This window comes from Solwaraspora sp. WMMD792 (assembly GCF_029626105.1).
In the GTDB taxonomy this organism is placed as follows: Bacteria; Actinomycetota; Actinomycetes; order Mycobacteriales; family Micromonosporaceae; genus Micromonospora_E.
Map to the genome: position 1 here is coordinate 5,634,284 of NZ_JARUBH010000009.1, position 11,408 is coordinate 5,645,691.

Sequence of the window (11,408 nt, forward strand, 5' to 3'; positions counted from 1 at the left end):
CGTCGAAAGCGGGCAGCCGACCGCTGACCGACCGATCGTCGCCTTCCGCTTGGCAGCACCGCCGGTAGCGGACAAGATCTGTCCGTGGCGGCAAACCTATCCGCACCACTGGCGGTCCTGGCTCTGGTGACCGCGCTGGCCGCCGCAGTGTACGCGGTCGTCCGGCTGCGCGCCCGGCGCGGGATCGCCACCGCGACGCAGCGGGCGACGTACCAGGTCCTGCACACCGCCGGCCTGGCCGCCGAACCGCTGCGCAACGGGCTGGGCGCGACCGACGCGGCCAAGGCCGTTCGGCACCTGCGGGCGCTGGTCGGCGCCCCGGGCGCGGCGCTGACCGGCAGCGAGGCGGTGCTCGCGTTCGACGGCCGCGGCCAGCACCACGCCGAGCAGTTCACCGCCGCCGCCCAGCGGGCGTTCGACGCCGGCCGCTCCCTCGTGCTGACCGCCCGGGACCTGCCCTGTGACCGGCCCGACTGTCTGGTGCGCGGGGCCGTCGTCGCCCCGCTCACCGGGCCGGACGGCGACGCCACCGTCGCGCTGGTCGCGGTGGTCGACGACGATCCGGCACCAGGGCTGGTGCAGGCGACCCTGGAGACCGCCCGGTGGGCCGGCAGCCAACTGGCGCTGGCCGAGCTGGACTCGTCCCGGGAACGGCTGGCCAGAGCCGAGGTACGGGCGCTGCGGGCGCAGATCAGCCCGCACTTCATCTACAACGCGCTGACCGCGATCGCGTCGTTCGTCCGGACCGACCCGGAACGGGCCCGGGATCTGATCCTGGAGTTCGCCGAATTCACCCGCTACTCGTTCCGGGCGCACGGCGAGTTCACCACGCTCGCCGAGGAGCTGCGGTCGATCGACCGGTACCTGACCATCGAACGGGCCCGGTTCGGCGAACGGCTCCAGGTCCGGCTGCAGATCGCCCCGGAGGTGCTGCCGGTGCATCTGCCCTTCCTCTGCCTGCAGCCACTGGTGGAGAATGCGGTACGGCACGGACTGTCGCGCAAGCCAGGGCTCGGCACGGTCAGCATCGAGGCGCGCGACGCCGGGACCGAGTGCCACATCACCGTCGAGGACGACGGGGTGGGGATGGACCCGGCGGTGCTGACCGCCGGTGCCGACCCGGTACGTCGCGGCGCCGACCCGGCCGACGACGCCGGCCAGCACGTCGGCCTGTCGAACGTCGACGAACGGCTGCGCTCGGTCTTCGGCGACGAGTTCGGGCTGGTGGTGGAGACGGCGGTGGGAGCGGGTACGAAGGTGAGCATGCGGGTGCCGAAGTTCCACCCCGACGTACGGCCGGGGGCGGGCGCGACCGGCCGGTGGGAGGTGCTGTCGTGACCCCGTTCCTGCGGGTACTCGCGGTGGACGACGAACCCCCCGCCCTCGACGAACTGGCGTACCTGCTGCGGGCCGACCCCCGGGTGGCCCGGCTGCACACCGCCGCCGACGCGACCGAGGCGCTGCGGGTGCTGCGCGACACCGACGTCGACGCCGTCTTCCTCGACATCCGGATGCCCGGGCTGGACGGCATGGAGCTGGCCCGGGTGCTGCGCCGGTTCGCCCGGCCACCGGCGATCGTCTTCGTCACCGCGTACGACGACGCCGCGGTCGACGCCTTCGACCTCGGTGTCACCGACTACGTCCGCAAGCCGGTACGCGCGGAGCGGCTGGCCGAGTCGGTCCGCCGGGTGCTGACCGCCCGGGTGGTGCCGACCCATCCGGCGGCAATCGCCCGCAACGAGGAGGACCCGGCGATCCCGGTGGAGCTGGCCGGGACCACCCGGATGCTGCCCCGGTCGGCGGTGCGCTGGGTGGAGGCGCAGGGTGACTACGCCCGGCTGCACACGGCCGACGGCTCGCACCTGGTCCGGGTGCCGCTGGCCACCCTCGGCGAACGCTGGGCCGATGCCGGCTTCGTCCGCATCCACCGGTCGTTCCTGGTCCAGCTCCGGCTGATCACCGAGCTGCGGCTGGCCAACTCCGGGTACGTGGTGGTGATCGACGGCACCGAGCTGCCGGTCTCCCGACGGCACACCCGGGAACTGAAGGACAAGCTGGTCCGGGCGGCCAAACACGACTGGAGCAGGTGACCGACGGGTCTGGCGTGCCCGGCGCGAGCCGGGGGCCGGTGTCAGCCGAGGGCCGGTGTCAGGCGGCCCGGCGGCGACGCAGCGTGGCGACCGCCGACCCGGCCAGCGTGAGCAGGCACTCCGGCAGCTGCCCGTCGGCCAGCGCGGCACCGAACAGCGCCTCCCCGGTCGAGTCGTCCGAGTTGGCGTACGCGCTGATGAACCTGGCCACCCACCGCGCGTCATAGCCCGCCTCGTCGATGCCGGGAAAGTCGAGGGCCCAGCCGCCAGCCGGTACGTCGTCGCCGACCATCGTCGCGGCCAGGCACCACGCGACGTCGTACGCCCCGGTGACCCCGCTGCGGTCCACCACCGCGTCGAAGACATCCGCGACGCCGTCGCTGTCACCGGCCAGGGCGGAGCGCAGGATCTCCGCAGCGTCGGTGAACGCCTCGTCGGACCCATCGCGTCGGTCGGTCATGAGCCGAAGGGTAGGCGGCGAGGTCAAGCCGCTGGCGGGGTCGCTGTCACCGGCAGGCCGGCTGACGTCGCGTTCCAGCCGAGGAGGCGCTAAGGTGCCCTGCGGACCTTCGGCCGATGGAGGACGTCCCCATGCTCGTGTCACGCGGCTCCCGCACCGCCGCCCTGGCGTTCTGCACAATCATGCTGGTCGGCGCGGCGAGCTGCGCCGAACCGGCGGCCACCGAGGAGTCCCAGGTCAACCCGGTGCGGCTGTACGGCACCGACGGCAACATGAGCAACTCGTTCGGGGCAGAGTTCGAGGGGCAGACCACGCTGCTGACCGGGATGAAGGGCACCAGCCCGCTCACCCCGCTGTCGGACGACTTCATCAGCAGGCTGCGCACGGTCGACCGGCAACTCAACGACTTCCTGTACGCCGGCGAGGCGTACGACGCGGTGGTGATCAGCGCGCTCGCCACCCAGTTGGCCGGCAGCACCGACCCGACCGACATCGCCGCCCAGATCAACGGGGTGACCACCGGCGGCGAGCAGTGCGACGTGGTCGCGGTATGTCTGGAGCTGGCCCGGGACGGGACGGACATCGCCTACCGGGGGGTCTCCCTGAAACGGGGTGGCTTCACCGACGCCGGGGAGCCGTCCACCGCCAGCTACGCCACCCTGCACTTCGACGGCGACGGCCAGATCAACGACGGCAAGACCGAGTTCGTCGGTGCCGGGGACGAGTCGACGACCACCACGGCCGCGCCGCCACCGGCCGAGCCGGAGACCTTCGCCACCCGCGCCGAGGCACCGCTGAAGCTGGGCGGCCTGCTGCCGCGCACCGGCGACCTGGCGTTGGCGTACCCGCCGTTGGCGGCCGGCGCGGCGCTCGCGGTCCGGGAGATCAACGAGGCCGGCGGGGTGCTCGGTGAGCCGGTCGAGTGGTTCGACGGCGACGACGGGACCAACCCGGACGTGGCCCGCCGGACCGTCGCCGGGCACGTCGACGAAGGGGTGCACGTCATCATCGGTGCCGGTGCGTCCGGCATCTCCCGCGAGGTGCTGCCGGACGTGGCGGCCGCCGGGCTGATCCTGTTCTCGCCCAGCAACACCGACGCCGGGCTGAGCGAGGTCGACGACCAGGGGCTGTACTTCCGTACCGCGCCGTCGGACCTGCTGCAGGGGCGGGCGCTCGCCGACGTGATCCTGCGGGACGGGTCGCAGCGGATCGCACTGGTGGCCCGCAGGGACTCGTACGGCGAGGGCCTGCAGGAGAACGTCCGGGCGGAGCTGGACCGGGCCGGGGTCGGACCGGACCGGCTCAAGCTGCTCAGCTACGAGCCGCCGGCTGGCGCGGACGCGCCGCCGGTGAACTTCGACAGTGAAGCCCAGGAGATCAAGGCGTTCGGCGCGGACGCGATCCTGATCATCGGTTTCGCCGAGTCGGCCGAGGTGATCAAGTCGCTGGCCGCAGCCGGGCTGCCGATCGCCGAGTAGACCGGGCCGGTAGCAGATCGGGCCGGCGGTCGCCGGTCCCCCGCCGGCCGGTCCGTCCAGCTGGCACTTTCTCGGGATCACAGGCAGGTCGCCGCTGCGTACGGTTTCCCTTGTCAGCAGCCAGGACGATCTGCGGAAGAGGCGGCAGGATGAGTGAGTGGGTCGATCCGGCCCTCGGTGACGAGGCGGTCGAAGCGGAACAGGGACTGGGCCCGAGCGGCGACCCGGGCCACGACGATGCCGGCTACGAGCCGTACGGCGACGGCCCTTACGGCGTCGAGCCGTACGGCGACGGTGGGTCCTACACGATCGTCCAACACAATCTTGACGGCTCCACCGACGTGCTGGTCGACCGGGACGGGGACGGCCTCGCCGACGTGGTCCTGCACGACGGTGACGGCGACGGGCTGGCGGAGGCCGCGTACGTCGATGGCGACGGGGACGGTCGGCTGGAGAGCATGCTGCGCGACTTCGACGGCGACGGGCTGGTCGACGAGGTCAGCGCGGACACCAACGGCGACGGCTGGATCGACGTCGTCGCCACCGACACCGACGGTGACGGCCTGATCGACCAGGTGGCGGCCGACACCGATCACGACGGACGGACGGACACCTGGGTCCAGGACACCGACTACGACGGTCGGGCGGACCAGACGCTGCGCGACGCCGACCAGGACGGCGTGCCGGAGACGGTGACCTACCTGCATCCGACGGTCAACCCGTACGCGGCGAGGTGAGGCCGGGTCGCGCCCGGGTCGCGGCCGGCCGGATGGCACCCTACTGTCGACATCCGCAGCTGTTGTGACTGAGCGATGGAGGGACCTGGGATGACCGAGGCACAGGAGTCGGTGGAGACGCGCGGTGACGATCGCGTCGATCTGCTCAAGGCCGACACCAACAACGACGGGCAGACCGACGTCTGGGTGGTCGACACCGACGGGGACGGCAAGGCCGACATGTACCAGTTCGACACCGACGGGGACGGCAAGGTGGACATCACCATGGTCGATCTGGACGAGGACGGCACCCCGGACGAGGTGGTCGACGGCGACGGCGGGCACCCGCCGGCGAGCTGAGTACGGTACGCATCGTGACGACGGCGGCCCGGCGGATCTCCGCCGGGCCGCCGTCGACGCAGTGCACGTCGACGTCCATGAAACAAGGGGCGGTGACCCCGGACGAACCGGGATCACCGCCCCTTGGCGTAGCCGATGTCAGCCACTTGGAGAGGCCAGTCAATCACCCTGCCGCTGCTGGGGAATCTGCCCCTGCAGCAGGGCACGTACTTCCGACTCCCGGTATCGGCGGTGGCCGCCCAACGTCCGTATGGCGCTGAGCTTGCCGGCCTTCGCCCACCGGGTGACGGTTTTCGGGTCGACTCGGAACATCGACGCCACCTCGGCCGGCGTGAGCAACGGCTCTGGTTCGTGCGTACGCGATGCCATCAGTCACTCCTCCACAGTGCTATAGACATCGGCCGGGGTCCCGCCGGCCGACGCGTCTCCCATGGTCCGGCTAGTCCCCGATGTCCGACATGGGCCGAACGGCCGAACGTCCTTGGATGGACGGATGAGCAATGACCGATTTTTATCCCTTTTTTGTGACAGAACATACCATAATCGGACTCTTGATCACCGGTCGTGAACGGGTGATTACGAATCTTATTCAGGATTCGCGGCAGAATCTGCGCCTAATACCCGGTGATTGAAACCGATTCGTCCTTTTGATCGACTACTAGTTGCAGCGCTCCAGTAGCTGAACGGCACGCCACCGGGCAACCAGCTTCTCGTACGCCTCGCCGGCCGCCTCGGCGTCGCCCCGGCCGAGCGCCGCCAGCCCGGCGCTCACCAGACCCGGCGAATCGTCGGCCTCCAGCGTCTCGTCCGGCAGCAGCCGCACCAACCCACCGTAGTCAAGCTCCACCACCGACCGGGGATGGAACTCCTCGAGCCACCGGGCGCTCTCTTCCACCGCCTCGGTGATCGGCGCATCCCCCACCGACTTGCGCAACACCGACAGTCCGCGCGACGCCCGGCGACGGGCCTTGGAGATCTCGGTCCGATAGCGCAGCGCCCGGCGCGCCCCAGTGACGATCAGGTCACGCTCGGCCAGGTCCACGAAGACGAACCATCGCAACGGCACCCCCCAGGTGGCGGCCTGCTCGTGCACCCGCGGCACCCCGTGCTCCAGAACCCGGGCCCCGCTGCGCCAGTCGTCGATCACCGCCCTGGCCTGACCGGCCAGTACCGGCGGGACGAACGCGTCGGCCAACACCGACGGGACACCGTCGCGCGCGCTCAACGCCGCCTCCGCTACCCGCACCCGCAGGTTCCATGGGCAGACCAGCAGCGTGTCGTCCGACTCCAGCACGTACGCCTCGTCCGGCAGGTCGGGCAGCCGGGTCCAGCCCGCGCCGAGCGCCTCGATCACGGCCGTCCGCTGCCGGCCCGGCCCTTCCAGCGGGCCGACCGCGCGGCCTTCCCGCACGTATCGGCGCCAGTAGACCTGACGCTCACGGTCGAACGCGGCCAGCGGCTCGTACACCCGCAGGTATGAGGCGAAGGAAGCGAAGAGGGACGGCACGGCGCGATCCTCCCACGAAACCGCACGACACCGCCCCTGCCGGGGGCAAACACCCCCGCAGCGGGCTGGTCCGTCGCGCTGCGGCCGATACTAGGCTCGGAGCCAGCAGGGCCCACCGGCCCGGCGCACCGGACGCACCTCACGAGGGTGCCGACACCGTCTCAGGAGCAGACATGGGCGTCTTCACCACCACTGCCGGCCCCGGCACCGCCACCGGGCACGAACAGGTCGTCTTCTGCCAGGACCAGCCGACCGGGCTACGAGCGATCATCGCCATCTACTCGACCGCGCTCGGGCCGGCGCTCGGCGGCACCCGGTTCTACCCGTACGCCTCCGAGGCCGACGCCCTGCACGACGTGCTGGAGCTGTCCCGGGGGATGGCCTACAAGAACGCGATGGCCGGACTGGACCTCGGTGGCGGCAAAGCAGTCATCTGGGGCGACCCGGAGCAGCTCAAGACCGAGCCGCTGCTGCGCGCGTACGGCCGGTTCGTCGAATCGCTCGGCGGGCGCTACTACACCGCCTGTGACGTCGGCACCTACGTGCCGGACATGGACGTCGTGGCCCGGGAGACCCGGTTCGCCACCGGGCGTAGTCGCGAGCAGGGCGGGGCCGGTGACTCCTCCGAGCTCACCGCCTGGGGGGTGTTCCAGGGCATGCGCGCCGCCGCCGAGCACCGCTGGGGTTCGGCCAGCCTCGCCGGCCGGCGGGTCGGCGTCGCCGGGCTCGGCAAGGTCGGCCGGCAGCTGACCGGTCACCTGCTCGACGACGGAGCCGCGGTGGTGGCCACCGACGTCAGCGAACGGGCGGTGGACTGGGCCCGGAGCACCTACCCGCAGGTCGACCTGGTGGACGACACCGACGTGCTGATCCGTCAGGAGATCGACGTCTACGCGCCCTGCGCGCTCGGTGGGGCGCTCGACGACGACACCGTGCCGGCCCTGCGGGCCGAGATCGTCGCCGGGGCCGCCAACAACCAGTTGGCCCACCCCGGCGTCGAGAAGTTGCTCGCCGAACGGGGCATCCTCTACGCCCCGGACTACGTGGTCAACGCCGGTGGGGTGATCCAGGTGGCCGACGAGGTGACCGGGGCCGCCACACCGTCGGCCAACGGCCGGTACGGGTTCGACTTCGACCGGGCCAAGGCCCGAGCGACCGGTATCTACCAGACCACCCGGGAGATCCTGCGCAGCGCCGACCGGGAGGGCGTACCCCCGGCGGTGGCGGCCGACCGGCTCGCCGAACGCCGGATGGCCGAGGTCGGTCGGCTGCGCGCGATCCATCTCCGGTGAGCCACCGCCAACCCGAGCGCCGCCGTCCTGGGCGCTGACTCGCCGGTCCGCCCCGGGTGGCCGTCACCGGGCGTGTGGAGAATCACCCGTACGGGTCACGAGCGGCGGGGATCGGGCTCCTTACCCCGCCGCTGCCCGTGACGGACCCCGCCGCTGCCCCTGACGATGTCGGCCGCCGATGACGCGCGGGAGCGACCCGATGCAACCCGAGGTGCCGAACCTGGGTCCGCCCATGTACCGTAAGAGCCACGAGAGATGCCTGACGTCATCGGGGCCCGCCTTCGGGCTGCCCCGAATTCTGTGCGAGGGGGTCGAGCCATGGGGCGCGGCCGTGCTAAGGCCAAGCAGACAAAGGTGGCCAGGGAGCTGAAATACCACTCCCCGAACACCGACCTCGCCGCCTTGCAGCGAGAGCTCGCCGGCAGCGGCAAGTCGGACCGTGATTTCGACGACGAGTACGATCCGTACCTCGACGACGATGACGAGGACGACCCAGCCGACGACGACCGGGGTAACTGGACACCCTCATCGTCCCGCTGAGGGTCCGACTGATCAGAGCACGCGGTCAGTGTCCGCGTGCTGATTCATGTCGACGAGGACTCCGGCCCGGCTGGTCGCCGTACGTCTGTCGGAATGCCACCATCCGGTGGTGCGTACCCCGAACGGGGTAGGCACCACCGGATGTCCGTCGCGCCAGGCGGGCGACTGATAGGTGCCGCCCTGCCCGGGGACGGGGCCGGGCAGGGCGCCAGATACGCGCTGGTCGGAGCGGTCAACGGGGGCGGTTGTTCCAGTTGTAGAAGGTCGGGATGTTCTCGAAGTGGTTCCAGGCGCAGACCGCGCCGTCGGCACCGGCTGCCTCGGCGCGACGCCGCCGGGCCTGTTCCGCTTCGGCGAGCAGCAGTGCCAGACCGTCCCGGACGGCGTACACCCGGTCCGCCACCTGATCGTCGCCACCTGCCTCGGCGACGGTGGCTCCCGGGGCCGCGCCGACCGGTTCAGGCCGCTGCCGGCTGGTCTCTGGCATGGGCCAACACTCCCTCCAGTAGATGGATCTTGCTGTTACGGCAGTGGTTGGTCTCCGTACCATCAAAACGCCCGTGTTCGAAGTAACGGTTGGCAGCGTGACCACCTCCGCAGAACCCGAAGTACGGGCAGGTGGTCCGGCATGCCTCGACGCCCGCCACGAACTCGGTGACCCAGGGTGTCCGTTCCGGCGTGGCGAGGATCTCGGCCAGCCCGCTGGCCAACACGTTTCCGCTGGTGAAGTCCCCGTACCGCGGGTCGGAGAAGCCGGCCAGCTCCGGCGAGAGCAGCACCACCGACCCGTCGTACCCGATGGTGGGGATCGGGTCGAGCTGGCGGGGCAGCACCTCGTCGGCCGTGCCGTCGAGTACGGCTGCCGCGTACCGCAGTGACCATTCCACCTCGCGCAGATGGATCCGCGGTGCCTGCCGCCAGGCTCCGACCAGTTCCGCCCAGAAGCCGGCGACGGCCCGGTCCGGCCAGCGGTTCGACCGGACGTTCACGCCCTCCGTCTCCTCGATGTTGACGCCCAGCACGTCACAGCCGAGGTCGAGGAAGAACCGGTACAGCTCGGTGGCCAGGCCGGGGCTCGGGTCGCTGACCACGCAGAGCGCCGAGAATTCGATCCCGTGCCGACGTAGCGCTTCGACACCGCTCCGGATCTGGTCGTACGCGGGCCGACCACCCCGGGTGTGCCGGCTGTCGTTACGCGCCCGCGGGCCGTCGACGCTGACGCTGACCCGGATCCGGTGTTCGCGGAAGAACTCGCACCAGGGGTCGTCGATCAAGGTCGCGTTGGTCTGCACATGGTGCTCCACGTCGGCGCTGAACGGGCTGATCAGCGCCGCCAGGTGGTCCCGCCCGGCGGCCAACGGCTCACCGCCGTGCCAGACCACGGAGAACCGGCGTCCCTGCTGCGCGGCCCAGATGTTCACCGGTCGGGCGACGGCGGCGGCCACGGGGACCGGCATCCGTCGGTTGGCTGCCCGCAGCGGCAGGTAGCAGTAGCTGCAGTCCAGGTTGCACAGCGTAGTGGGTTGCATGACGACGTAGCTCGGGACGGTCGCCACGCCGCGCATGCCGGTGGGGGCCGGCCGCCCCCCACCGGCCGGGTCCTGCCGGGTTTCGGCCCTGCTCATCCCCATCCTCCTGCCTGTGACGGATGTCGTTTCAGGCTAGGTGTCGGGGTCTGCCGAGGTGAATCGGCGGTACGGCCCGCCAGAGCGCGGCGGCGACGACCCGCCACGGTGGCGCGGCAGCGGCCCGCTGTCAGCCCCGGGTGTGGTGGCCGACCATCTGTACGGTGCCGGTGCCCTCGATGATGTCGCCGGCCTGCCAGGCGTCGATGCCGCTGCCGGTCAGGCAGGCGAGCGCCCGGTCGGCGTCCTGGGCGGAGACGATGGCGAACATGCCGACGCCCATGTTGAACGTCGACTCCATCTCGTTGTCCTCGATCCGCCCCTTCGCCTGCACCAGGTCGAAGATCGGCTGCGGCTTCCAGGTGGCGCGGTTGACCAGCGCGTCGACGTGCTCGGGGAGGATCCGCACCAGGTTTCCGGGGATGCCACCGCCGGTCACGTGGGCCAGGGCCCGGACCTCGCACTCCTCGATCAGTTTCAGGCAGTCCCGGGCGTAGATCTTGGTCGGGGTGAGCAGCTCCTCGCCCAGGGTCCGCTGCCGGCCGAAATCCTCGACCACCGTGTCCAGCCGCATCCGACCGGCGCCGAGCAGCACGTGGCGGACCAGCGAGTAGCCGTTGGAGTGCAGACCGGAGGACCGCATCGCGATCACCACGTCGCCCACCTCGACGCGGTCCCGGCCGAGGATCTCGCTCTCCTCGACCACGCCGACGCCGGTCGCGGAGACGTCGTACTCGTCCGGCCGCAGCACCCCGGGGTGTTCGGCGGTCTCGCCGCCGAGCAGCGCGCAGCCGGCGTACCGGCAGCCGTCGGAGATGCCGGCGCCGATCTCGGCGACCTTGTCCGGCACGACCTCGCCGCAGGCGATGTAGTCGAGCAGGAACAGCGGCTCCGCCCCGCAGGCGACCAGGTCGTCGACCACCATCGCGACCAGGTCGATGCCGACCGTGTCGTGGATGTTCATCTGCTGGGCGATGACCAGCTTGGTGCCCACCCCGTCGGTCGACGAGGCCAGGATCGGGTGCCGGTACTTCTGCACGTCGAGCCGGAAGAGCCCGGCGAAGCCACCGATGTCGCCCATCACCTCGGGCCGGGTGGTTTTGTGCACCTTCGACTTGAGCAGCTCGACGGCGCGCTCACCGGCGTGGATGGAGACGCCGGCGTCCGCGTACGTCACCGTGCGTTTGCGGCCGGGCCGGCCGGCGCTGGCCGTCCACGGCTGGCGGTTGACCGTCCGGGCGCCGGAGTCGTCGGCGGTCGGGCCGACGTCCGCGCTGCCGCGCTCAGTCACGTGCGTCACGGTTCTCCCCTTTGTGCTTCTCGCGGCGGGGCCGCGTCGG

At 71.2% G+C, this 11,408-nt stretch carries 13 protein-coding genes; 7 read left to right on the plus strand and 6 right to left on the minus strand.

Going from position 1 to position 11,408, the window contains the following annotated elements; genetic code table 11:
• Window positions 1-84: 84 nt before the first annotated feature.
• Window positions 85-1,338, plus strand: coding sequence for a histidine kinase (locus tag O7629_RS26220; RefSeq protein ID WP_278172502.1), 1,254 nt, complete (start codon window positions 85-87; stop codon window positions 1,336-1,338).
• A complete protein-coding gene (locus tag O7629_RS26225) occupies window positions 1,335-2,090 on the plus strand; it encodes a LytTR family DNA-binding domain-containing protein (RefSeq protein ID WP_278172503.1) in 756 nt (251 codons plus the stop codon). The genes O7629_RS26220 and O7629_RS26225 overlap by 4 nt, the downstream gene beginning before the upstream one ends.
• A 58-nt stretch (window positions 2,091-2,148) precedes the next feature.
• Here the strand turns inward: O7629_RS26225 and O7629_RS26230 are convergent, their stop codons facing one another.
• Window positions 2,149-2,550: a hypothetical protein gene (locus tag O7629_RS26230; protein WP_278172505.1), complete on the minus strand. Its 402-nt coding sequence runs from the start codon at window positions 2,548-2,550 to the stop codon at window positions 2,149-2,151.
• A gap of 131 nt (window positions 2,551-2,681) precedes the next feature.
• Between O7629_RS26230 and O7629_RS26235 the strand changes: the two genes are divergently transcribed.
• The 3 genes from O7629_RS26235 to O7629_RS26245 all read left to right on the plus strand — a co-directional run bounded on the left by O7629_RS26235 (window position 2,682) and on the right by O7629_RS26245 (window position 5,104).
• On the plus strand, window positions 2,682-4,028 hold the full coding sequence (locus O7629_RS26235) for an ABC transporter substrate-binding protein (RefSeq protein WP_278174689.1): 1,347 nt from the start codon (window positions 2,682-2,684) through the stop codon (window positions 4,026-4,028).
• Window positions 4,029-4,177: 149 nt separating this feature from the next.
• Window positions 4,178-4,765 (plus strand): hypothetical protein, encoded by a 588-nt coding sequence (locus tag O7629_RS26240; protein WP_278172507.1) that lies wholly within the window; start codon window positions 4,178-4,180, stop codon window positions 4,763-4,765.
• 90 nt (window positions 4,766-4,855) lie between these two features.
• The gene (locus O7629_RS26245) at window positions 4,856-5,104 is read left to right on the plus strand and encodes a hypothetical protein (protein WP_278172509.1); all 249 of its coding nucleotides are present in this window, start codon (window positions 4,856-4,858) and stop codon (window positions 5,102-5,104) included.
• A gap of 159 nt (window positions 5,105-5,263) precedes the next feature.
• Here the strand turns inward: O7629_RS26245 and O7629_RS26250 are convergent, their stop codons facing one another.
• Entirely contained in the window at window positions 5,264-5,473 is a 210-nt protein-coding gene (locus tag O7629_RS26250; protein WP_007073996.1) for a BldC family transcriptional regulator, read from the minus strand.
• 289 nt (window positions 5,474-5,762) lie between these two features.
• The gene (locus tag O7629_RS26255; RefSeq protein ID WP_123606442.1) at window positions 5,763-6,611 is read right to left on the minus strand and encodes a hypothetical protein; all 849 of its coding nucleotides are present in this window, start codon (window positions 6,609-6,611) and stop codon (window positions 5,763-5,765) included.
• A 173-nt stretch (window positions 6,612-6,784) separates the two neighbouring features.
• Between O7629_RS26255 and O7629_RS26260 the strand changes: the two genes are divergently transcribed.
• Both O7629_RS26260 and O7629_RS26265 read left to right on the plus strand, forming a co-directional pair.
• Complete coding sequence (locus O7629_RS26260; protein ID WP_278172511.1) at window positions 6,785-7,903, plus strand: Glu/Leu/Phe/Val dehydrogenase dimerization domain-containing protein; 1,119 nt, start codon at window positions 6,785-6,787, stop codon at window positions 7,901-7,903.
• A 318-nt stretch (window positions 7,904-8,221) separates the two neighbouring features.
• A complete protein-coding gene (locus O7629_RS26265; RefSeq protein ID WP_123606444.1) occupies window positions 8,222-8,443 on the plus strand; it encodes a DUF3073 domain-containing protein in 222 nt (73 codons plus the stop codon).
• 232 nt (window positions 8,444-8,675) lie between these two features.
• Here the strand turns inward: O7629_RS26265 and amcA are convergent, their stop codons facing one another.
• From amcA to purM, 3 genes are all read right to left on the minus strand, one after another.
• Window positions 8,676-8,930, minus strand: coding sequence for a multiple cyclophane-containing RiPP AmcA (amcA, locus tag O7629_RS26270; RefSeq protein WP_278172512.1), 255 nt, complete (start codon window positions 8,928-8,930; stop codon window positions 8,676-8,678).
• Window positions 8,902-10,008, minus strand: a complete 1,107-nt coding sequence (amcB, locus tag O7629_RS26275; protein WP_278174690.1) for a cyclophane-forming radical SAM peptide maturase AmcB — start codon at window positions 10,006-10,008, stop codon at window positions 8,902-8,904. Before amcB ends, amcA begins: the two co-directional genes overlap by 29 nt.
• 190 nt (window positions 10,009-10,198) lie before the next feature.
• Complete coding sequence (gene purM / locus O7629_RS26280) at window positions 10,199-11,368, minus strand: phosphoribosylformylglycinamidine cyclo-ligase (protein WP_278172514.1); 1,170 nt, start codon at window positions 11,366-11,368, stop codon at window positions 10,199-10,201.
• Window positions 11,369-11,408: the final 40 nt, after the last annotated feature.